At 70.0% G+C, this 22564-nt stretch carries 19 protein-coding genes; 9 read left to right on the top strand and 10 right to left on the bottom strand.

Translation table 11 applies throughout. From position 1 onward, the window contains the following. The first annotated feature begins 26 nt into the window (after positions 1 to 26). Positions 27 to 1253 carry a S1C family serine protease gene (locus ACF1AJ_RS11005; RefSeq protein WP_391507344.1) on the top strand — a complete coding sequence of 409 codons (1227 nt, stop codon included), beginning with the start codon at positions 27 to 29 and terminating at the stop codon, positions 1251 to 1253. Positions 1254 to 1748: 495 nt separating this feature from the next. Here ACF1AJ_RS11005 and ACF1AJ_RS11000 read toward each other — a convergent pair whose 3' ends face one another. After that, on the bottom strand, positions 1749 to 2708 hold the full coding sequence (locus ACF1AJ_RS11000; RefSeq protein ID WP_391507343.1) for a hypothetical protein: 960 nt from the start codon (positions 2706 to 2708) through the stop codon (positions 1749 to 1751). After that, complete coding sequence (locus ACF1AJ_RS10995; RefSeq protein ID WP_391507342.1) at positions 2709 to 3272, bottom strand: hypothetical protein; 564 nt, start codon at positions 3270 to 3272, stop codon at positions 2709 to 2711. It abuts the gene before it with no gap. Between the two features lie 136 nt (positions 3273 to 3408). Between ACF1AJ_RS10995 and ACF1AJ_RS10990 the strand changes: the two genes are divergently transcribed. Beyond that, a complete protein-coding gene (locus tag ACF1AJ_RS10990; RefSeq protein ID WP_391507341.1) occupies positions 3409 to 6162 on the top strand; it encodes a BTAD domain-containing putative transcriptional regulator in 2754 nt (917 codons plus the stop codon). On the opposite strand, the gene ACF1AJ_RS10985 is transcribed toward ACF1AJ_RS10990, so the two are convergent. Next, positions 6096 to 6329, bottom strand: a complete 234-nt coding sequence (locus ACF1AJ_RS10985) for a hypothetical protein (protein WP_391507340.1) — start codon at positions 6327 to 6329, stop codon at positions 6096 to 6098. The two genes, ACF1AJ_RS10990 and ACF1AJ_RS10985, sit on opposite strands and share 67 nt — an antisense overlap. Beyond that, complete coding sequence (locus tag ACF1AJ_RS10980) at positions 6326 to 6712, bottom strand: DUF4870 domain-containing protein (protein WP_391507339.1); 387 nt, start codon at positions 6710 to 6712, stop codon at positions 6326 to 6328. The genes ACF1AJ_RS10985 and ACF1AJ_RS10980 overlap by 4 nt, the downstream gene beginning before the upstream one ends. A gap of 353 nt (positions 6713 to 7065) precedes the next feature. Here ACF1AJ_RS10980 and ACF1AJ_RS10975 point away from each other — a divergent pair, with 353 nt between their 5' ends. Continuing rightward, entirely contained in the window at positions 7066 to 9657 is a 2592-nt protein-coding gene (locus tag ACF1AJ_RS10975; protein WP_391507338.1) for a right-handed parallel beta-helix repeat-containing protein, read from the top strand. A gap of 66 nt (positions 9658 to 9723) precedes the next feature. Beyond that, positions 9724 to 9942 carry a dodecin gene (locus ACF1AJ_RS10970; RefSeq protein ID WP_309856085.1) on the top strand — a complete coding sequence of 73 codons (219 nt, stop codon included), beginning with the start codon at positions 9724 to 9726 and terminating at the stop codon, positions 9940 to 9942. A gap of 63 nt (positions 9943 to 10005) precedes the next feature. Here ACF1AJ_RS10970 and ACF1AJ_RS10965 read toward each other — a convergent pair whose 3' ends face one another. Together ACF1AJ_RS10965 and ACF1AJ_RS10960 are read right to left on the bottom strand one after the other, a co-directional pair. Then, positions 10006 to 10524 carry a hypothetical protein gene (locus tag ACF1AJ_RS10965; RefSeq protein WP_309856087.1) on the bottom strand — a complete coding sequence of 173 codons (519 nt, stop codon included), beginning with the start codon at positions 10522 to 10524 and terminating at the stop codon, positions 10006 to 10008. Between the two features lie 161 nt (positions 10525 to 10685). Continuing rightward, entirely contained in the window at positions 10686 to 11588 is a 903-nt protein-coding gene (locus ACF1AJ_RS10960) for a LysR substrate-binding domain-containing protein (protein ID WP_391507337.1), read from the bottom strand. 85 nt (positions 11589 to 11673) lie between these two features. On the opposite strand from ACF1AJ_RS10960, the gene ACF1AJ_RS10955 reads away from it, so the two are divergent. After that, positions 11674 to 12666 (top strand): nitrilase family protein, encoded by a 993-nt coding sequence (locus ACF1AJ_RS10955; protein ID WP_391507336.1) that lies wholly within the window; start codon positions 11674 to 11676, stop codon positions 12664 to 12666. On the opposite strand, the gene ACF1AJ_RS10950 is transcribed toward ACF1AJ_RS10955, so the two are convergent. From ACF1AJ_RS10950 to ACF1AJ_RS10940, 3 genes are all read right to left on the bottom strand, one after another. After that, positions 12578 to 13555: a hypothetical protein gene (locus ACF1AJ_RS10950; RefSeq protein WP_391507335.1), complete on the bottom strand. Its 978-nt coding sequence runs from the start codon at positions 13553 to 13555 to the stop codon at positions 12578 to 12580. The two genes, ACF1AJ_RS10955 and ACF1AJ_RS10950, sit on opposite strands and share 89 nt — an antisense overlap. Before the next feature lie 28 nt (positions 13556 to 13583). Beyond that, a complete protein-coding gene (locus tag ACF1AJ_RS10945; RefSeq protein WP_391507334.1) occupies positions 13584 to 14537 on the bottom strand; it encodes a hypothetical protein in 954 nt (317 codons plus the stop codon). Positions 14538 to 14838: 301 nt separating this feature from the next. Further along, positions 14839 to 15795 carry a DUF389 domain-containing protein gene (locus tag ACF1AJ_RS10940; protein WP_391507333.1) on the bottom strand — a complete coding sequence of 319 codons (957 nt, stop codon included), beginning with the start codon at positions 15793 to 15795 and terminating at the stop codon, positions 14839 to 14841. A gap of 259 nt (positions 15796 to 16054) precedes the next feature. Here ACF1AJ_RS10940 and ACF1AJ_RS10935 point away from each other — a divergent pair, with 259 nt between their 5' ends. Next, positions 16055 to 17848: a DUF4832 domain-containing protein gene (locus ACF1AJ_RS10935; protein ID WP_391507332.1), complete on the top strand. Its 1794-nt coding sequence runs from the start codon at positions 16055 to 16057 to the stop codon at positions 17846 to 17848. 51 nt (positions 17849 to 17899) lie between these two features. Here ACF1AJ_RS10935 and ACF1AJ_RS10930 read toward each other — a convergent pair whose 3' ends face one another. Beyond that, on the bottom strand, positions 17900 to 19102 hold the full coding sequence (locus ACF1AJ_RS10930) for an ROK family protein (protein WP_391507331.1): 1203 nt from the start codon (positions 19100 to 19102) through the stop codon (positions 17900 to 17902). Between the two features lie 161 nt (positions 19103 to 19263). Here ACF1AJ_RS10930 and ACF1AJ_RS10925 point away from each other — a divergent pair, with 161 nt between their 5' ends. From ACF1AJ_RS10925 to ACF1AJ_RS10915, 3 genes are read left to right on the top strand one after another with little or no spacing between them, the layout of a single operon-like run. Further along, the gene (locus tag ACF1AJ_RS10925) at positions 19264 to 20190 is read left to right on the top strand and encodes a carbohydrate ABC transporter permease (RefSeq protein WP_391507330.1); all 927 of its coding nucleotides are present in this window, start codon (positions 19264 to 19266) and stop codon (positions 20188 to 20190) included. A 9-nt stretch (positions 20191 to 20199) separates the two neighbouring features. Next, the gene (locus ACF1AJ_RS10920; RefSeq protein ID WP_391507329.1) at positions 20200 to 21156 is read left to right on the top strand and encodes a carbohydrate ABC transporter permease; all 957 of its coding nucleotides are present in this window, start codon (positions 20200 to 20202) and stop codon (positions 21154 to 21156) included. Positions 21157 to 21214: 58 nt separating this feature from the next. Further along, on the top strand, positions 21215 to 22555 hold the full coding sequence (locus ACF1AJ_RS10915; RefSeq protein ID WP_391507328.1) for an ABC transporter substrate-binding protein: 1341 nt from the start codon (positions 21215 to 21217) through the stop codon (positions 22553 to 22555). The last annotated feature ends 9 nt before the right edge of the window (positions 22556 to 22564 follow it).

The raw sequence follows: 22564 nt of genomic DNA, 5'->3' as shown, positions 1-22564 counted from the left end.
ATCAACGACGCCGAAAGGACACGAACATGAACACCACTGCCGGAGACCCGGACGCGAGCGGCCGGAGCGACAGCGCACCAGAGATCCGAGAGGCGCCGCAGCGCTCGAGGTGGTGGCGGCGTCGGGGTGCGATCGCCGTATCGACCGCGATTGCGGCGGCGGTCGTCACCGGTTCCGCCTTCGGGTTGGCGGCCGTCGGCGCGGGTTCTGCGCCGGGCTCCACCGCTTCGTCCGGCGCCGCCTCCCCCCAGATCAGCACCGCGCTGGGTCGGTCGGGATACGGGTACGGGTACGGGAACGGATACGGATCGCCCACCGGCGCGACGTCCACTCTGGCCTCCGCCTCCGCCGCGCAGGAAGTGGGCGTCGTGGACGTCACCTCCGAGCTCGGCTATGCGCAGGCGGAGAGCGCCGGGACGGGCATCGTGCTGACGGCAAGCGGGGAGATCCTGACGAACAACCACGTCGTCGAAGGTGCGACCAGCATCAGCGTGACCGTCGTCTCCACCGGCGCGGTCTACGCGGCGACGGTCGTCGGCACGGACGCGACCGACGACGTCGCGGTCCTTCAGCTGAGCGGCGCGACCGGGCTCGGTACCGCGGTCATCGACACGGCCGCCGACACCGCGGTCGGGGAAGCGGTCACCGGGGTCGGCAACGCCGGAGGGACGGGCGGCACGCCTTCCGCATCGCCCGGAACCGTCACGGCCCTGGAGCAGACCATCACGACCCAGGCCGAGCAGACCGCGGCCTCGGAGACGCTCGACGGGCTCATCCAGACGGACGCCGACATCCAGGCGGGCGACTCCGGCGGCCCTCTGTTCAACGCCGACAACCAGGTGATCGGCATCGACACCGCCGCCGCCGAGGGCGGGTCCACCGTCGCCGGCTACGCCATCCCGATCGAGGATGCCCTGGCAGTCGCCGCGCAGATCGAGGCCGGCAACGCATCGTCTCAAGTGACCATCGGCTATCCCGCCTTCCTCGGGGTGGAGGTCGCCGCTGGGACGGGGACGACCGGCGTCGGCGCCCCCATCGCCGGGGTGATCGACGGCGCCCCCGCGGCCGCAGCCGGGCTCACGGGCGGGGACACGATCATCGCCCTGAACGGCGCGCCAATCGCCTCGGCGCAGGCGTTGACCCAAGCGCTGAGCTCGCTCACCGCGGGCCAGTTGATCAGCCTGACGTGGACCGACGCCGCCGGCGCCTCTCACACGGCCGACGTCACCCTGGCGAGCGGGCCTGCCGCGTAACGATCGCCCGGATCCACCATCGCCGTTCCCGGTGTGCCCACTTTTTGCCCACAATTGAATCGCAAACCGGGTCATCACTGTGATGTTGGGTGCGCCCACTTCCGCGAAAATTCGCGGAAGTACACCGGGTCAACCTCCCTCATGGAGCGTCGGCTAGAGCACACGGCTCATAATCGTGGTGTCGCGGGTTCGAGTCCCGCCCTCGCTACAGGTCTTGAAACACGGGAACGGCGGCTGATCATCAGCCGCCGTTTCGTCGTTCCTGTGGCTACTTGCCCACATCCTGCCCACGATTCAACCGCGACCGATTGCCGGCGTGTTCGTGGACCGAGTCCACGATGTCGAAGTCGCATTTCGCATAGTCGGTCGGACTCATCCAGGACACCGTCCGCACGAACTCGGGGGTGGTGCGGACATGGGTCGGGGCCGCCTCCGAACCCGATCGGAGACGGCCCCTGGGTGGGGAAGCGTCGGCTCACCCCCTGACGGTGAGCGTCAGCTCGCCCGGCGCTGCCGGCGGGCGATCGCGATCGCGATCACGCCGAGCAGCACGAGTACCAGCGGGACGGACACCGCCGCACCGAGGCGGATGTCGGAGCCCGTGCTGGCGAGCTCGGAGCCGGTTGCGGCCGCGGCGCGGCCGTCGTGCGCCGGCTGGATGGGAGAAACGGCGGTTCCGGCCGGCCGAGCGGGAGCGCCTGGGGCGCTGGGCTCAGCGGGCTGCGCCGGATCCACTGGGTCGGTCGGGTCGGTCGGCTCAGTGGGATCGGTCGGATCGGTGGGATCGGTGGGATCGGTGGGGTCGGTCGGATCGGTCGGACCGGTGGGAGCATCGGGGTCGACCACCTGGACGACGACCGAGTCCTGGGCGATGTTGCCCGCCTTGTCCACGACGGTCACGCTCACCAGCTGGTCGCCGGTCTTCACCGTGTCGATCGCGGAGCCCTGCGGCAGGGTCGCGTCGACCCTGTCCACACCGGAGAGGTCGTCGTCGGCGGTGAAGCCGAACCGGGCGTACTCGCCCAGATCGAGCAGACGCTTTCCGTCAGGGCCGGAGCGCCCAATCGGGTCCAGCACAGCCGTGGGGGACTGGTGGTCGGCGTGGATCACCAGGGTCTGCCGCGCGCTCTCGTTGCCGGCCATGTCGTCGGCCCAGACGGTGACGGTGTTCTCGCCGTCGCGCAGCAGGTAGCTGAGCGTATTGCCTTCTACCCGCAGGGTGCGCTGCGAGTCCTTCGCGTAGATCGCGTGAAGGCCGCTCTTGTCGTCGGTCGCGTTCACCGTCAGCCACCAGCGGTTGGTCCAGCCGTTCACGGGCTGCGTCCAGTCGGTGGTGACGTCCGGCGCACTGACGTCGTCGTTCGTGACCGTGAACGGGATGAGCGTCTCCGTCTTCAGGCCGGCGCCATTGATCGCGGTGGCGAGCCACTGGTAGTCGCCCGCCGCGAGGGTCACCTACTGGCCGAGGCCGTAGGAGTCGCCGGTAGCGGTGTCGACCAGGGAGCAGCTGTCGATGCCGGACTCCCGGTCTTCGCACCAGTAGTCCACGAACATCGCGCGGTCCGCGGCGTAGACCCCGTAGGGGACCGGCGAAAGGTTCCGGGTGATCGGCGCCGTGGTGTCCGCGGGCGGCTCGGGGTCGGTCGGCTCCGGGTCTGTGGGGGCCGGGTCGACGGGCGGCTCAGGGTCGGTGGGCTCGGGGTCGGTCGGCTCCGGGTCTGTAGGGGCCGGGTCGACGGGCGGCTCGGGCTCCGCCGGCGTCTCCGGGGCGGCCGCCGAGGGTGCCGCGGCGGGCTCGCTCGCGCTCTGCTCGGTCGCGCTCTGCTCCGGCGCGGCCGGGTCGGCCGCAGAGAGGGGTGCGGTAGAGGCGGATGCGGCGGCATCGGCCGCGTCGGAGGCGTACGCGGGAGTGCCCAGCGTCGGAAGCAGCAGGGCGGCCGCGGTGATCGCGGTCCCCGCCAGGGCCAGGGTGGCGCGTCGGCGCGGCGGGTGCTTCGCTGACGCGTGCTTCGCAGTCATTGTCGTGTTCCTTCGAGATCGGTGATGGGATGACGACAACGACGCTACGGAGGCGGAGAACCCGCTGGGCCAGCCGCAGCGGGCCGCTAACGATTCGTTTACGGACGGGTCCGGCGGGGCCTATATGCTGGCATCCATGTCAGGGGGAGGCGTCCGAATCGCGGTGCTCGGAGCCATGCACGTCGAGGTGGACGGCGGGGCCGTCCCGATCGGCGGAGGCATCGCGCAGGCCCTGGTGGCGCGGCTCGCGCTCGCCGCAGGCCGTCGGCTGAGCACCGCCCAGCTGGTGGCTGACCTGTGGCAGGACGCGCCGGAGAACGCCGCCACGACCCTGCGCGTCTACCTGTCACGCCTGCGCTCCGGTCCGCTCGGCCCGGCCCTGCTCGGCGGCCGCACGGGCTACGCGCTCGTGGGTGCGGAGGTCGATCTGCTGCGGTTCCACGAGGCCGTCGCCAAGGCGCGCGCCGCCGAGGACCGGATCGCGCACGACGTGCTGCTCGCGGCGCTGACGACCTGGGACGAGCCGCTGACCGACCTCGCCGAGTTCCCTTTCGCCGAGCCGGAGCGGCAGCGGGCCACCGATGCGCGGCGCGCCGCCCTCCAGCGCCTCGGCGACAGCGCCGTGGCACTGGGCACGCCCGGCGACGCCATCGGGCCGCTCACCTCGGGTGCGCGCGCACATCCGCTCGACGAGGCGCTTGCCGGGGCGCTGGCTCGTGCCCTCGCGGCCGCGGGACGGACGACGGAGGCGCTGGAGGTGCTCGACGAGCAGGGCGCCGCGTTCGCCGCTGCCGGTCTCGCGATGCCGGAGCGCATCCCGGAACTGAGGCAGTCCATCCTGCGCGCCGCCACCTCGGTGGCGGTGCCCGAGGCCGCCGCCGTCGAGCGGCACGGCATCCCCGTTCCCCTCACGCCGTTCATCGGACGCGACCGGGAGCTGGCCGAGATGGAGCACGTCCGCGGCGAGCAGCGGCTGATCACCATCGCGGGGCCGGGCGGTGCGGGGAAGACCCGGCTCGCGATCGAGAGCGCCCGCCGAGCGACCCGGACCATCGACGCCGAGCAGTGGCTCGTCGACCTGACCGGAGTCGCGCGGGAGGAAGGCGTGCTGCGAGCGGTCGCCGAAACGGTCGGCGCCGGCGACGCGACGCTCGACGCTGTGATCGCACGGGTCTCCCGTGCGCCCGGCCTCGTCATCCTCGACAACGCGGAGCACCTCATCCCGGCCGTCCGGGTGCTCGTGCTCGACCTGCTCGGGCGGGCCGCAGGGCTCGGGATCGTCGTGACCTCGCGGGAGCCGCTGGGCGTGCCGGGCGAGTTCGTGCTGCGCGTGACCGGGCTCGGTGAGGAGGCGGAGACGCTGTTCCGCCAGCGCGTGACGGAGGTGCGGGGCGGCTCCGAGCCGTCCGCGTCCGAGGGGCCCGCGATCGAGCGGCTCTGCCGCCTCGTGGACGGCCTGCCGCTCGCACTGGAGCTGGCGGCGGCGCGCGCGGACGTCCTCTCCATCGACGAGCTGGATGCGACTCTCCGGGACGACGAAGCGGAGGAAGAGGCCGCGGGCGCAGACGCCGCTCGCGGCCGTCATCGCAGCCTCGCGAGCACCCTCCGCTGGAGCGCCGGCCTGCTGAGCCCGGCCGAGCACGACGTGTTCGTGCAGCTCTCGGGCTTCGCCGGCTCGTTCACGATCGAGGCGGCCGAGACGGTGTGCACGGCGCAGCCCGGCCATTCCGTCCGTGCGGCGGTGGTGGCGCTCGCGCGCAAGTCGCTGGTCGCCGTCGAGCAGACGGACCTCGGCGCGCGTCGCTACCGCCTGCTGGAATCGGCTCGCGAGTTCGCGCGACCGTTGCGCGACACGGACGAGCTCGCGGGCTGGTACCGGCGCCACCGGGACTACTTCGCCCGGCTGGCCGAAGATCTGGCACCCCGCGTCCGCACGCACGACGCGCCGGCGGCGCACGACGCGTTCGACTCGGCGGCGCCCGACCTGCAGCTGGCTCACGAGACGGCCGTGGCGGCCGGTGACCGCGAGACGGCGCTGCGCATCTCGGCGGCGCAGGCGTGGCACTGGTTCAAGCGCGGGCTGCTCGTGCAGGGCCGCGCCGCGATCGAGGCGGCCCTGGCGCTTCCCGGCGATGCGGCACCGGCCGTGGAGGCGGCGGCGTTCGGCGGGCTGGTGAACCTCGCCTACCAGTCGGGGGACGCCGAGGCGGCGTTCGGATTCGTGAGTGCGGGTATCGACCGCGCGCAGGCCGCCGGCGACCACGCCACGCTCTCGTCGCTGCTCGCCTACGCCGCCTACGGCCACTCGCTGCTGCGCGATCCCGGGACGGCGCAGCAGCTCGCCGACCAGGCCGCGCAGCTCTCGGTGGCCGCACCCGACTGGGTTCGCAGCGAGGTGCTCATGTCGCGTGGTCAGATGCTGCGTGCGCTCGGTCGCCCGGCGGAAGCGCTCGAGAGCCTCGGCCGGGCGCGCGCCCTCGCGGCGAGCACCGGTCACGCCTGGGCGCAGACCTCCAGCGAGTACGTCACGGGCAAGGTGCTGATCGATGTGCGGCGACCGCGGGACGCCATCCGCATCCTCCACAACGGCGCGCGCACGGCTCTGCGCGGCGGCGACCCCACCGGTGCGCTTGCGCTGCTCAACCTCCTCGGGGGCGCGGCAGCCCGCGTCGAGCGGCATCGGGAGGGCGCCATGCTCTTCGGCGGAGTGGACGAGATCGGACTGCGCTACGGCTACAACCCGGTGGCGGCCGAGGGCGAAGACGCGCAACGGCACCGCGACCTCACGGCCGCCGGGCTGACCACCGACGCCTACGCCGAGGCCTATACAGCGGGCCGTTCGCTCGACTTCGACGGGATGATGCGGCTGGCCGCCTCCCTCGACCGCTGATTGGCGACGTGCGCCGTCGCCGGCAGCGGGCCGACCTCGCGCGCCGTCTGAACGGCCTGGAGATCGGCGAAGGCGCGCTCCGACTCCCGCGTGCACTCGCCACCGCGTGCGCGGATGGCGGCGGGCAGCAGGTCGCTCAGGACGAAGCGGTTCCGGCGCGCCTTCATCGCACGAACCGGATTGCGAGCGGATAGACGTACTCGGCCCCCTGGTTGGCCTTCAGCGCGGCGATGATGCTGAAGACGACGTTCACGACGAACACGGCGAGCAGCAGCACCAGGCCGATGGCCACGATGCTCAGCATCCAGCCGACGAGCGCGGCCAGGAACAGGGTCAGCTGGAAATTCAGCGCCGTGACGACGTGGCGGCGGACGAAGGCACCGCGGTCCGCGAGCAGCAGGAGGCCGAGGAGGGGCGCCAGCCAGCCGAGCAGGATGCCGCCGAGGTGGACGAGCGTGGCCCACAGTCTCTGATCGGAGGCCGCCCACTCGTCGGGTCGGTGAGCGGCGGGCTGCAGATTCGGCTGCGGGCGGTCGGGCGCGGTGGACATGGGATTCCTCTTCTCAGGGTTCGTGTCCACGCCGGTCGGGGCGGACGAGGACCGAGCGTAGGGGCGGGGACACCGCCGGAGAGGGGGCCGCGAGGACATTGCAACGTTGCGTTTACGCACCGCGAGGTGCCGTCCCGCCTCGCACATGCCCGGGCGGGTATGTGTCCGCCTGGAGGGCGTCGCGGGCTCGTGACGGCCAGGGTGATCCCAGGGTGATCCCGGGGTGAAGATCCGCGTCCGGGGGCTGGTCCACCGGTAGATTCGACACCGACAGCCGACCTGGGTCGACTCCTCGTCGAGCCCTCGCGGGACCAGTGGTCGCGACCAGTCTCGAACACACCGGATGGAGTTCCGTGAGCCAGAACAGCGCAGCTTCGCCCGGCGTGCCCCGACCGAGCCGGATCGCACGCAACTCGGCCGGGCTTCTCGCCGCAGCCGCCCTCGCCCTCGGGATGGCCCTCGTGCCTGCCGCGCCGAGCCAGGCGGCCACCTTCACCGTGACCACGACAGCCGACAGCGGGGCCGGGTCGCTGCGACAGGCCATGACCGACGCGAACAGCACGGCGGGGACGCATACGATCACCTTCGCCATCCCGGGACCCGGGCCGCACCTCATCGCTCCGCTGACCGCCCTCCCCGCGCTCGGCGCCCCCACCGCTTCGGTCTCGCTCGACGGGTGCTCACAGCCTGGCGCGGTCTGCGGACCCGGCGTGACGCCCTCACCGCGGATCCAGATCAAGGGGTCCCCCATTCTGGTCCTGAAAACACCGCAGCCCGTCGCCGTGCGGGGCCTCTCGATCACCGGAACACCGACGGGCGTCGCGGGCGCTCGCACCGCCTTCAACGGCAGCTTCCGCTTCCCGGACGGACTGACCGTGGAAGACAACCTCTTCGGCATCACCCCCGGCGGCGCGATCGACCCTGACGGCACCGGCGTGTCCTGCCGCAACAACCTTTCGGCCCAGGCTGGCCCGTCCGATGTCATCATCCGTCGCAACACATTCGGAGGCAGCACCGTCAACGGGATCAACTGCACCAACAACTTCGTTCTGGGTGGCGGCGGCCTGACCAGCGGCCTGGTCATCTCCGACAACCGATTCGGCGTGAATGCCGCCGGGGGAGTCGCCGGGCCGAACGCGACGGCCATCGGGATCGGTTCCACGTCCGGTGCACAGATCACCGGCAACGTCGTGGCCAACAGCACCGGCTCCGGCATCACGATCCAGCGGGCGAACAGCGGGCTCCTGATCCAGGCGAACGAGATACGCGACAACGCCACCGACGGCATCGCCCTGACCGGCGGCACGGGCAGCAGCGCATTCGCCGGACCGGTCGCCATCACCGGCAACACGATCACCGGAAACGGCCGGCACGGCGTCTCCACCGTCAGTGCGGCCGACGTGACCATCGGTCGCGCGTCGACGACCGACGGCAACGCCATCACCGGCAACGGCGGCGACGGCATCGCGATCGGCGCGGGCACCTCCGACACCAGCTCCCGCGTGACCGTTCGCGGCAATGCGATCGACGGCAACGGGGGCCTGGGCATCGACCTCGCCGCCGACGGCGTGACGGCCAACGCACCCGCCGCAGTCGTACGGACGGGGCCGAACACCCTGGTCGACTACCCGGTGCTCGACCGTGTGCAGCGCGGTTCCACGCAGGTGACCGGCACCTACACAGGCGCCGCGAACGCCACCTACACGCTCGACTTCTACCTGAGCGCCACGCGCGACGCCACCGGTCACGGCGAGGGCGCCGCGCCGCTCGGCTCCTCGCACGTCACCACGGACGCGGCCGGCGTCGCCTCCTTCGACGTCACCTTCCCCACGACGATCCCCGCGCAGGCCGTTGTGACCGCGACGGCGACGGATGCTTCAGGCAGCACCTCGGAGTTCAGCGCGGCACTGTCCGTCGGGCCGACCGCCACCGACGACCGGCTCCGCACGGCAGCGGGCCAGCCCGCGACGGCTCAGCCCGCCGCCGACGATCTCCCCGGCGATGCGCCGGTCGACGCATCCACTCTGCGACTGATCGATCCTGCGACCGGCGCGGCGACGACCTCCGTCACCCTGCCTGAGGGCGAAGCGGCGGTCGCCGCGGACGGCTCGGTCACCTTCACCCCGACCGGGGGCCTGGCCGGAGCCTCGGCGTCGGTCCAGTACTCAGTCGCTGACACCACCGGAGCGCGCTCGGCGCCCGCGACGCTCGCACTCGTGATCGGTCCAGCTGCGGCGGACAGGAATCTCGCGACGACGTACCGCGACCCGGTCGACGTCGACCTCTCGTCCGGAACTGCGGCCGGCTCAGCATTCACCGCGACCACCTCGCCAGCCCACGGCGAGGTCACCCTCGTCGGCGGAGGCGTGCTTCGGTACACCCCGGATGCCGGGTTCGCCGGCGACGACCAGTTCGTGTATCAGGTCTGTGCGCCATCGCCCGACGAGACGCTGTGCGCCACCGGTCAGATCCACGTGACGGTCTCGGCCCCGGCGCTCGCCGCCTCCCCGTTGCAGCTCGGCGGCACGCCCGCCGGAGGGACTGTCGGCACCGTGATCGGGTCGGGAACCGCCGACGGACAGCCGAGCACCGCCGCCGATGTCCTCGCATCCGCAGTGAATGCTCCCGCCGGTGTCACCATCGAGCCGGGCGGCGATGTCCGGCTTGCCGCAGGCATGGCCGCAGGACAGTACACGTTCGAATACCGGCTCTGCCTCGCCGCCGACCCCACCACGTGCGCAACCGCCGACATCAGCGTGCGGGTCGTCTCCGTCGCCGCACCGGTCGCCGCCCCCGTCGGCTCGTCCGGCGACGGAACACCTGCCCCGCTCGCCGCGACCGGTTCCGACCTTCTTCCGCCCCTGCTCGGGGCGCTGGCGGTTCTGCTCGCCGGCGGGACGCTGCTCGGCTTCCGTCGCCGTCGCGCCGGTCGCCCGAGCATCTAGCGGCGCTGCCCGGCTCGCGGCAGACTGATCCCATCCGCAGACGGATCGAGTGTTGGGAGCGTGGCCGTGACTAACCGCACATACCGGGTGATCGAGATCGTGGGCACATCGCCGGATGGGACGGATGCGGCCATACGCAACGGGATCGAGCGAGCGTCGAAGACCATCCGCGAGATCGACTGGTTCGAAGTGACCGATACCCGCGGCGAAGTGGAGGACGGACGCGTCGCGCACTTCCAGGTGACGATGAAGGTGGGATTCCGGCTCGAGCAACTCGCCGACTGACGTCGCCTCGCGAGCGCCCGTCGGCCTAGCGCGCGGCCGTCACCGCTGCAGCGCGTGCGCGTGTCAGGAGCGACGGGTGAACTTGTCGAGGAAGCCCGCCACCGGTCGCTGCTGCTCACCCTGCTGCGCGCCGAGCACGATCAGAACACCGGTGAGCGCCGGAAGCACCCACTGCAGGATGCGCTGCTTCTTCTGAGCGGCGGCGAGCTTCTCCGACGCCGTCGGGTCCGGCTCGGTCACGCCTTCGGCGCCCTCGTCGGCGTTCTCGCCGATCGTCTTGCCCAGCATGGCCGAATACAAGCTGGCAGCTCCGGCCAGCCCGGTGATCACGAGCTTGACGACCGTGTTGCCGCGCGCCTCGGGCTGGGCGGCGAGCCGCCCCTTGTTGCCGACGATCAGGCCGGCGCCCCCGATCCCGTGCACGATGATCGCGCCGAGCTGGACCGGCGCCCACTTGGCCCATCCCGCCGACGACAGCCGGAGTCGCTCCGATGGGTCCTTCGCCTTCGCGGTGCCGCCGTTGAGGCCGACGGCTCCCATCAGGGTGCCGCCGAACCAGGCGGCCAGGCCCAGATCGTGCATTGCTCGAACCACTGTGTTCCGTGCCGACATACTGATTCCGTTCTCGTCGAGCAGGAGCTCGCGCCCCCGCTGATCCTGAGCCCCAGGCAATCACCCGCCTCGCGGATCAGGGAGAGGTTGACTTGCGCGGATTCGGTGGAGACACGTGCGCGCGGGTTTGGTCAGCCGGTCGATCGTCGAGGCGAATCGTCAAGCGCGTTCGTGGTGACCCCTTCCAGGAACTTCCGGATGACCGGGGTCACCCGTCCTGGATGCCAGACCACTCCGACGTGCCAGCGGGATGCAGCGGCTCGGATCGGCCGGAGCGTGATCCCCTGGGGAGCGATACGGCGCGCACTGTATGGGACGACACCGACCCCGGCTCCAGCGGCGACCAGGGCGAGAACGGTCTGGATGTCCCGCGCGTACTGAGCCGGAGCGGCGCTCGATCCCGACTCCGCGAAGTACCGGCGGACCTGCGCGGACAGACCAGGACCGCGGTCCTCGGCCAGTGCGATCACCGGATGCGCATCGAGCCACGGGACCAGACCCGCGGCGTCTTCGGGTGGATCCCATCCCGCGGGTGAGGCGACGGCGAGAGTGTCGGTCTCGAGCGAGACGGAGTCCAGCGGCGCCGGCGCGGGCAGCCTCATGAAGCCGACGTCGAGCAGGCATCGCTCGATGCGTTCGACCTGCACCGCCGAGGACATGTCGTCGAGCACGACCCGGACATCCGGGTGGTCTCGCCGGAAACGGGCCACGGCGCGTGGAGCGATCGTCAGCGTAGAGAGCCCGAATCCGATCCGCAGCTGACCGACGTCGCCCGCCGCGATCCGGCGGCCCTGCGCTTCCAGCTGATCGGCCCGTTCGACGAGCTCGCGCGCTGAAGGGAGCAGGAGCTCTCCGAGAGCGGTGAGCTCGGCGCCGGAGCGTCCGCGGACGAACACGGGCGCGCCGATGAAGGTCTCGAGCTGCTGTATCTGCTTGGTGAGAGCGGGTTGCGTGATCGACAAGGTCTCGGCGGCGCGGCTGAACGACGACACGTCGGCGACAGCGACGAGAGCGCGATAGAGACGCAGTTCCATTCCTAGAAGTTATATGAATTGCCGAAACTTCATTGGACTTTATGGCCGCCGTGCACTGGGCTGGACGCAGAGGAAAGGACTCACCGTGACCACCGAATCCGGCTTTCGAGCTTCCGTCGTTCAATTCGAGGCCGTCCCGCTGGGGAAGGAGAGTAATCTCGCCACGGTCCGATCCCTCGCCCGGTCAGCCGCGGAGAACGGCAGCCGGCTCGTCGTCTTCCCCGAGATGTGTCTGCTGGGTTACTGGCATCTGACCAAGCGGAGCGAGGCCGAGCTCTGGGAGCACGCCGAACCGGCGGACGGCCCCCTGGTCTCCGCCCTGGCGCGCATCTCCCGCGAGCTGGGCATCGGAGTCGGGGCAGGCTTCCTGGAGAGCAGCGGTTCGCGCCTCTTCAATTCGTATGCCGTCTGCCTGCCCGACGGTGGCGTCCATATCCACCGCAAGCTGCACGCGTTCGAACACGCGGCCATCTCCAGTGGCGACTCCTTCACCGTGTTCGACACTCCGTGGAACATCCGGATGGGGATCCTGATCTGCTGGGACAACAACCTGGTCGAGAACGTCCGCGCCGTCGCCCTGCATGGCGCGACGGTGCTCATCGCGCCTCACCAGACGGGCGGGACCAACTCGAGGAGCCCGTACGGGATGAAGCCCATCCCCACCGAGCTGTGGACGAATCGGCATCGCGACCCGCAGGCGCTTCAGCAAGCCGTCAGCGGCCCATCCGGCCGCGAGTGGCTGATGCGCTGGCTGCCGTCCCGAGCGCACGACAACGGGCTGTTCGTGCTCTTCTCGAACGGCATCGGCCGGGACGATGACGAGATCCGCACGGGCAACGCGATGATTCTGGACCCGTATGGACGGATCGTCGCCGAGACGGATGTGGCGGATGAGGCGACGGTCACGGCAGATCTGGACCTGTCGTTGCTGCCGCTGGCGACGGGCCGACGCTGGCTGCTCGGCAGGAGGCCCGAGCTCTACGGCATCCTCACCCGCCCCACCGGTCTCGAGAGAGATGCGCGGGCGGCCCGCCACTCGTCGGATCCTGTCCCTCTCGACGTGCGCGCGAAAGACTGAACACGGGGAAGGACGCGTACTGCAGCACCGCCACCAGGCCCACCAGGTATCCGTAGCGGAGGATGGCGTACCACCACGCGTCGGGGGAGGGGACGATCCCGACCGCCTGCAGCAGCAGGACGATCGCGGCGGCGACCGCCGCGCCCTTGTAACTGCCGACCGCGTGTCCACTCGAGACGAACGGGATGGCGGCGATCAGGCAGGCCAGCGCCACGCCTCCGCCGATCATCGCTGTTCCACGCGAGACCGTCCTGGCGCGGGTGAGCGACGAGTCCCCCGGGGCCTGGCGAGCGGAGGCGATGAGAGACACTCCGGCCACGATCAGCCCGACGACCAGCAGGATCACGATGAGCACGACGAACAACACCAGCGGAACGAGGAACCAGCCGAGCGTCCCGATGAACAGCACCAGTACGGCGGTGCCGAGTCGGTCGTCGTCGTACTCCGCCGGCTGCACCAGCGTGAAGGCGAGGACGGTGACGACCAGGATGTGAGCCGCGGCCAGAGCGAGCATCTGCCACCAGCGGAGGAGCCAGGTGCCCGAGGTCCGCTTGCGGGGTCTGGCGACCGTGCCGGCTCTGCGGCCCCTGCCGGATCTCGGGCGCGGGGCGTCCGTCCCGAGCGGGAGGAGTGCCACCAGCTGGCCCACGCCGACGAGGCCGCAGATCAGCAGCATCGCCCAGAGTGCCTCGTCGTCGGTGTCGCCGGACGCCATCCAGAAGGCCAGGGCGAGCCATCCGGCTGTCGTGACAGTCGCCAGCAGCCACCAGCGTCCCCGCCGCGAGGTGAGCGCCGCGCGGAAAGGCGCACCGGCCGAGCGGATGAAGCGTTGGACGCTTGCTTCGTGCTTCTCCGCTGCGGCGTCCCTCGTTCCGCTCCGGTCGGTCACCGTCTCTCCGTCGTATCCGTGTGTCGTGTCACGCGTCGGGGTCGGCGAGCGTCTCGCTTCGACGTCCGCCTCGGGCGACAGCCCAGCGGACGACGACGATGGCCGCGCCGAGAAGGGCCGCCAGGATGACCGGACCGACACCGATGCCGAGGGCGGCGGGGAAGATCTTGACGGCGATCTGGGCCATCTCCCGGAGGTCGCCGTCGAGCACCCGCATGCCGAGCGCGTTGGAGACGGCTGTGAAGAGGGCTGGCGTCACCCAGAGCGCTGCCAGCCCCGCCACCCACACGCCGAGGCGTCGCAGCGGGACGACGCCGCACCAGCCGAGGACGGCTCCGACGATGACCGCGGGGAGCCAGTGGAACACCGATCCGATGACGAGCGCCGCCGCATACGGGTCGACCACTGCCGTGATGACGCCCACGATCCAGGAGGTGACCGGGACCGCCGCCAACACCAGGCCCAGTGCCGCGGGACCGACGCTGCGCCGGGAGATCAGCCAGAACAGTCCCTGTGCGAGCAGCACCGAGATGATCGTGCCGCCGAGCATCCCGGTGAAGTACAGGAGGGAGCGGCTGTCGACGCCTGGCCGGCCGATGCCCAATCCCTGGGCGACTACGACGAACGCCTGAAGCAGCGCGGCGACCTGGAGGAGCAGCAGCCCGACGGAGACGCTCCACGCCTCCACCCGTCCGGTCCGTCGCAGCAGCCGCGTCGCGCCGCCCGCGACCACGCCGCCCACCAGGAGCAGCACGAGGAGCGTCGTGGCGGAGTACTGGCTCACCGGCAGCAGGGCGTAGGGCATTGCGTCGGGCCGAGTCTCGGTCTGCCACAGGTTCTGCAGCGGGAGACGGCCGCCCTTCATTAGCCACGGGAGGAGCCCGAGGACACCGGACGCGAACCCGAGCGCCCCTCCCATGACCAGCGATTCGGCCCGGCGCTCCGTGCGCATGGCTGTGGGACCAGGACGTGACGATGACATGAAAGAGCGCTCCCCCCGAGGCGACGTGCAATGAGCAGAACGCTAGCGCATCACCGCGCGCGCTCCGTCCACCAGGCGTCGGCCCGGGCGAGCCGGCCGTCGGGAGGGGTGTCGGGGAATTCGAGGCCCGGCTCGCTGTGCAGCCCGTCGCCACGGTCAGGATGAAGATCGTGGCGGCCACCCCGGCGGTTCGACGGTGCATGGGACGAGGCTACGTCGCCACGAGCTGGTCAGGGGTTCCCTGTCGGTACACCCCACCGGTGCCAGGTGCGGCCGGACACGCGTGGGTGTGGGAGAGAGGTCAGGCCGTGCCGCGCTGCCGTCCCCGCAACGCGCGCGCCGCCCGCCGTCGCTGGTTCACCCGCTGCACGGTCAGGGTCGCGACCCCGCCGAGCGTGATCGCGGCGAGGTTGACGACCAGTTGGATGAGCGCGCCGACGGACTGTTCGGCGGCCCCGTAGGTGAGGGCGACGGCGGCGTTCGCGGCGGCCGGGATCGTCGTCACCGAGATCAGCACGCCGACGAGTGCGCCCGACTTCGCGGTCGACAGGGACAGGAGGCCGGCGACGCCGGCGAGGAATCCGACCACCCAGCTGAGCGCGTTCGGTCTCCAGATGAAGTCCGTCAGTGGACGGGAGTGCAGCAGGTCGGCGGGTGACATCAGGTGGAGCGCCGTGAGGAGCGCGGTGAAGAGGACGGTGATCCCGATGGCGACGGCGAATCCGACGGCGAGCGCGAGGACGGATTGCGCGATCATCCGACCCCGCCATCGCACGAGGCCCACGGAGAGCGCGGCGAGCGGTCCGAAGTCCGGGCCGACGACCATGGCGCCGACGATGAGGATGGGTTCGTCGAACACCACGCCGATCGCCCCGATCATGGTGGCGACGGACATGAAGGTCAGGAACGTGGGGGAGAGGCCGGTCTCCTCATGCGTGCGCTGCTCGATCTCCTGCCACACCACCGCGTCGGCCGCATGCCCGGGGGCGGCGCGGCTTGCGCGCTTGGCCGCATCCGAGATCTCGACGCCGATGTCGTCGACGGAGATCGAGCCCTCATGCTGCACGCCGAGCTGCTGGAGCTGGTCGAGGAGGGTGCTCAACCCTTCGCGGGCGACATCGCAGAGCACCAGGTCGCCGGGAGGCCGGGTGGCGGCCTTCGGTATGCGGACGATGTTCGTCGTCGCAACGCTGTCCTGAAGAGTGGTCAGCACCCGGTCGACAAGGTCGGCGGGAGCGATGATTCGCAGATGCTGCACGTGGACAGTGTCGCCGCAATCGAGCCGGGCGTCCGGCGATCGAGGGCGTGTCGAACAGGATGACCGGCTGTCCGCGGCCTCCCTCCCGGTGCTCGTTCACGCTAGAAAGCGCCGCCGCACGCCTCTAGCGGCCGAAGCGCTGATCTTTGGATTGCATCCACAGGATGAACCGGGACTCCGCCGGTTCTCACCATTGCGCATTATTACTGCAAGTTGCAGAATTATTGAACCACTCGTCGTACGTTCAGAGAGGAACACTATGAAGAGGATCATCCCCGCGGTCATCACGTCGCTTGCGCTCGCCGCAGCGGCCGTGATCGCGCCGGCGATCGGAGCGGCGCCGACACCGCCCTCCACCGCAGGAACACCCGGCTGGACCGCGCTCGCCGCGGGCTCCGAGCCGCAATCGAACCCGCTCAAGGGCTTCATCCCGTACCAGGGGTCGTACTCGGCCTTCCCGTACACGATGGAATGGGCCTACTTCCCGGTGAACGCCGTGATGAGCGGGCCCAACACCTTCAACTGGTCGTCGGTCGACAGCGTGCTCAACGACATCGCATCGCGCGGGCACCAGACGGCGTTCCGCTTCTACCTCGACTATCCGACAAAGCCGAGCGGCATCCCGCAGTACCTGCTCAACGGCGGCCTGGTGACGCACTCCTACAACGACTACGGCAACAACGGCGTCAGCGTCTCGCCGAACTACGACGACCCCAACCTGCGCACCGCCATGGACCAGTTCATCGCCGCGCTCGGCGCCCGGTACGACGGCGACGCACGCGTCGGTTTCGTCCAGGCGGGACTCCTCGGCTTCTGGGGCGAGTGGCACACCTATCCGTACAACGGGACGAACGGCCAGTCGGACTGGTTCGCCTCGAGCGCGACGCAGGGCGAGATCCTCAGCGACTTCGTCAACGCCTTCCACACCACGAAGCTCGAAGTGCGGCAGCCGAACACGCAGAACGCCTCCCTGCCGATCGGCTACCACGACGACTCCTTCGCGCTGGAGACCAAGACCAGCTCACTGGGGTGGCACTTCATGGACAACATGGCCGCCGCGGGTGCGACGAACAAGTGGAAGACGCAGTCCATCGGTGGAGAGCTGCGACCTGAGCTCCAGTCGTGCATCTTCAGCACGTCCGGCTGCCCGGTCATCGAGGACGGCGGGGACAACGACTTCCCCGGCAGCGTCAGTCAGACCCACGTGAGCTGGCTGCTGAACCAGTACGCCTTCCAGACCGGCTACTCGTCGTCGGACAAGCCGCGTGCCCTCGCCGGCGCGCAGTCGATGGGTTACTCGCTGCGGGCTACCGAGGCGCTGGTGCCGCCGACGATCGCGACGGGGAGCAGCGCGTCCGTCGGGATCACGATCTCGAACATCGGGATCGCGCCGTTCTACTACAGCTGGCCGATCACCCTCGCCCTGGTGGACGCGTCGGGCGCGATCGTGAAGACGTCGACCACGTCGTGGCACGTCTCCGACATCGCGAGCGGGGCGTCCGCCCAGTTCACGGGGACCTTCCCGACGAGCGGCGTCGCGAACGGCACGTACCGGATGGTCGCCCAGGTGACCAACCCGCTGTCGGGCGGCGCGCCGATCCGGTTCGCCAACGCGACGCAGGACTCCGTGAAGTCCGGCTGGCTCACGCTCGGCACGACCACGATCTCGACCGGCGGGTCGACCGCCGCCAGTTACGAGGCGGAGTCCACGTCGAACACCCTCACCGGCACCGCGGTCGTGGCCTCCTGCGCGGGATGCTCCGGCGGCGCGAAGGTCGGCTACGTCGGCAACGGGGCGACGCTCGCGGTCAACGGAGTGACGGGCGGCGTGGCGAGCTTCCGCGTCGCGTACGCCTCGGCGGTCGCCCGGACCGCGACGGTCAAGGTCGACAACGGCACGGCCACGTCGGTCAGCTTCCCGGCGACCGCGGACTGGAACACCGTCGGCACGGTGACGGTGAACGTGGCCATCCCATCCGGCTCCGGGCACACGATCACCATCGCCAACCCGACGGGATGGGCACCCGACATCGATCGGATCACCACCGGCTGACAGCCGCGGCGGCCTCGGGGAGTGCGCTCGCATCCCCGGGGCCGTCGTCGTTCAGCCGCGGAGCAGTGCCTGCGTCTCCGACGGGTTCGGGAACGACTCGCGCTCGCGCACCGCTCCGTCCAGAACGGCCGCGAGGTGGTCGGCCGCCAGGCTGATGCCGCCCATCGCGACCGCTTCGGAGCCGAGCGTGGATGCGACGACGGTCGGCGCAAGCGGCACGATCGACCGCAGCGATTCCTCGAGCCGTGGCAGGAAGACGTCGGCGCTCGGCGAGCTTCCGCCGCCGACGATCAGGAGTTCGGGATCGATCGCCAGCGTCATCGCGGCCGCGCCGGTGGCGAGGTCGTCGGCGAACTCCCGGACGGCCTCGACCGCCGCGGGGTCGCCGGAGCGCGCCAGGTCGAAGATCTGCTCCCGGCTGGGTCGCGGGCTGCTCAGCACCGCGGCTCCGTACTGCTCGTTCAGCTCCGCCCAGCGCAGTTCCGGCATCTCGCCGACGATGCCGGCCGCGCCGTGGACGCCGCGGTGGACCCGCCCGTTCACGATGGAGGCGCCACTCGTGCGGGCGCCGCAGAGGATGTAGACGACGTCCGTGTGACCACGGGCGGCTCCGATCGCGAGCTCCGCCTGGGCGCCGAGGGCGACATCCCCCTCGACCAGCACGGCCGCGTCGTATTCGCGCCGGAACCGCTCACGCAGGTCGAGCCCGATCCAGCCCGGCATGCCGGTGCCGCCGAAGTGGAGCACCTGGCCTGTCGTGCTGATGGCACCGGGGGAGCCGATGGTGACCGCCCACAGGTCGGCCCGCGTGAGGCTGAGCCCGTCGAGCAGGTCGTCTCCGACCTGGAGTGCCGTCGCGATCCGCTTCTCGGCGGCGTCCGACTCCGCCGTCGCCGCGGTGCGGTGGCCGCGCACGTGCCCGGTCAGGTCGGTGACGACGGCGTAGATGTGGTTGGCGCCGATGTCGAGCGCGAGGAAGTGCCCGAGTCCGGGTGCCGGGCGATACGTGGCCGCCGGGCGCCCCAGACGGCCGGCGGGGGAGCTGTCCGAAGCGACGACCCAGCCGGCCTCGGTCAGGTCGCTGATGATCGCGTCGATGGCGGTGCGGGACAGCCCGGAATCCGCGGCGAGGTCGCGCATCGTCTGGGGGCGCTCGAGCACCGCGCGCAGGATGCCCCACGAATTCATCCGCCGCAGCAGGGAGCGGCTGCCGACGGCGGGTTCGACACCGCGGATAAGGGCCTCTCGAGCCATGTGATCCTCACTCTTGCGCTTTATAACGGCAACTTGCATAATTAACCCGTCCACCCGACTTTACCGCGGATGGACGAACCAGCGGCCAGCGAATCGCTCGCAGGCCGATCCACCGAATCGCGCCAACGACGGCAGCACGCCCGCGGCGCCGAGAGGATGCCATGACAGCCCTGCTCCCGAGAGCCGCGCACCGGACGGGCGGCACGCCGACGGTACGCCGCCGGCGGGACGACCGCCGCGTCGCCTGGCTCTTCATCGCGCCGGTCCTGATCGGCTTCGCGGTCTTCTACCTCTACCCGACGGTGCGCGGGGTGTGGTGGTCGTTCACCGACTACAGCCTGCTGGGCGACCCGACGTTCGTCGGCCTCGAGAACTACACCGCCGTGCTCCAGGACAAGGAGTTCTGGAACTCGATGGGCGTGACGCTCTACTACGTGATCGTCAACGTGACGACGCAGACCGTCCTCGCGCTGCTCCTCGCGGCGCTCATGCACCGTCTCACCCGTTCCGTGATGCTGAGGACCACCCTGCTGCTGCCGTGGCTGGTTCCCAACGTCACCGTCGGCCTGGTCTGGCTGTGGCTGCTCGACACCAACCTCGGCTTCGTGAACCACCTGATCACGTCGATGGGCTTCCCCGCGGTCGGCTTCTTCACCAACCCGGCGCTCGGCATCCCGACGATCTCGATCGTCAACACGTGGGCCTTCACCGGCTACACGGCGCTGCTGTTCTACGCGGGGATGCTGCAGATCCCGGCCGATCTCTACGAGAGCGCGTCGCTCGACGGCGCGGGGGAGTGGCGCCTGTTCACCCGCATCACGCTCCCGCTGCTCCGCCCGGTGATGGCCCTGGTCCTCGTCGTCTCGCTGATCGGCTCGTTCCAGATCTTCGACACGGTGGCGATCACCACGAAGGGAGGCCCGGTCAACGCGACACGGGTCATCTACTACTACATCTACCAACAGGCGTTCAACTTCTTCCACATGGGCTACGCCGCGACCATGGCGATCGTCCTGGTGGTCATCCTCGGCGTTCTCACGGCCGTCCAGCTGCGCCTCCTCCGCGCCTCCGAATCCCAGCTCGCCTAGGACCACATCATGACCATGACACGACCCGTGACACCCGTCCTCGCTCCCGGCGCGGAGCAGCCCTCCCGCCCTGCGCGCGACACCATCCGCCGCCGCTTCTCGATCGGCCGCGCCCTCGGCTGGGCGGTCCTGATCATCTCGCTCGTCCTGACCCTGTTCCCCTTCTACTGGATGCTGAAGACGGCGCTCACCCCTGCCGCGGACGTCATCCGGGATTCCGGCTCGTTCTTCCCCGGCAGCCCCACCCTGATCAACTTCGCCCGCGTGCTCGGCTTCCTCACCCCGGCGCAGGACCAGGCCGCCGGAGGATCCGGAGCCTCGATCAACTTCCTCCTCTACCTGTGGAACTCGATCATCTACTGCTCCCTCATCGGGTTCTTCCAGACGCTGTTCTGCGCGATGGGAGGGTACGCGTTCGCGCGGCTCCGCTTCCCCGGCCGCAACGCGCTGTTCGCCGTGCTCATCGCCGCCCTCATGGTCCCCGGCATCTTCACCCTGCTGCCGAACTTCGTGCTCGTCCGCGACCTGGGCCTTCTCAACAACATCTTCGGGATGGTCGCGCCGAGCCTGCTGATGACCCCGTTCGCGCTCTTCTTCCTGCGTCAGTTCTTCCTCAACATCCCCGTCGATGTGGAGGAGGCGGCGATGCTCGACGGCGCGGGCAAGGCTCGTGTGTTCTGGCGCATCGCCCTCCCGATGAGCCGCGGTCCGCTCATCACGATCGGCCTCATCACCGTCGTCTGGGCGTGGAAGGACTACCTCTGGCCGCTCCTGATCGGGCGCGACGAGAGCGTCCGCACCATGACCGTCGCCCTCGGCGTGTACCTGCAGCAGTCGCCGAACACCCAGCCCGACTGGACCGGACTGATGGCCGGCTCGACGCTGTCCGTCATCCCCGTGCTCATCCTGCTCATCTTCCTCGGCCGGCGGATCGTCGAGTCGCTCAACTTCACCGGCATCAAATGACCAGCCCCACCTTCTGAACCCCCATCCCGATGCACCATCCACACAGAGAGAGAAACCAATGACCAAGGTCCGTCGCGTCGCCGCCATAGCCGTCGCCGCCGCACTGCTCGCCGGAGTCACCGCGTGTTCGTCCAGCGGGTCCGGCTCGAACGACAAGGTGACCCTGCAGTACTGGATGTGGGACGACACGCAGGTGCCGGCCTACCAGCAGTGCGCCGAGCAGTTCACCAAGGAGAACCCCAACATCACCATCAAGATCAGCCAGTCGGCCTGGGGCCAGTACTGGACGAATCTCTCGACCCAGATCGCGGCGGGCAGCGCCCCGGACGTGTGGGTGGACCAGGCCTCGTACTATCCGCAGTTCGTCCAGGACAAGCAGATCGTCGACATCCAGCCGATGGTCGAGAAGGACAAGGTCGACCTCAGCCAGTACGTCGACGGCCTCGCCGACCTCTGGAAGGTCGGGGACGCCCGGTACGGGCTCCCGAAGGACTGGGACACGATGGGCCTCGTCTACAACAAGGCCGACCTGAAGGCCGCGGGCATCGATGAGGCATCCCTGGCCGACCTCACCTGGAACCCGCAGGACGGCGGCACGTTCGAGCAGACCATCGCCAAGCTGACCGTGGACAAGAACGGCCACAACGGACTCGACCCCGCGTTCGACAAGAACAACGTCAAGGTCTACGGCTTCCTGCCGGAGTGGGCCGACGGCTCGCAGGGCCAGAACGGCTGGGGCAACTTCGCCTACTCCAACGGCTGGACCTACGCGAACAAGAACCCCTTCGGCACGAAGTTCCACTACGACGACTCCAAGCTCACCGAGACCGTCCAGTGGCTCGCCGACCTCTCCGACAGGGGGTACGCCCCGAAGCTCGACGTGCAGTCGACGCTGGCCCGGTCCGAGGTGCTCGCCAACAACGGCGGCGCTCTGACCACCCTCGGCTCGTTCAACCTCTCGTCGTACAAGGGCAAGACCGCCCAGTTCGGTTTCGCGCCGCTCCCGATCGGGCCCGAGGGCCGGAAGTCCGCGATCAACGGACTCTCCGACGCCATCTACGCGGGGAGCAAGCACAAGGACGAGGCCTGGAAGTGGGTCAAGTACCTCGCCTCGGCGGACTGCCAGAACGCCGTTGCGGCCACCGGAGTCGTCTTCCCGGCCATCACGGAGGCCTCGGAGAAGTCGGCGGAGGTTCGCGAGAAGGACGGCCTGAACGCCAAGGTCTTCCTCGACGAGCAGCAGGCGAAGGACGGCACGTTCATCATCCCGATCAGCTACCACGGCACCGAGATCAGCCAGATCGTTCAGGACGCGATCCAGAGCGTCGCCCTCGGCCAGCAGGACGCGAAGTCCGCGCTGGGCAAGGCGAACGACCAGGTCAACGCGCTGTTCAAGTAGCGCACGGGC

It is taken from the genome of Leifsonia sp. NPDC014704, from assembly GCF_043083605.1.
Lineage (GTDB): Bacteria > Actinomycetota > Actinomycetes > Actinomycetales > Microbacteriaceae > Leifsonia.
This window is presented reverse-complemented; position numbering and strand designations above follow the sequence as displayed.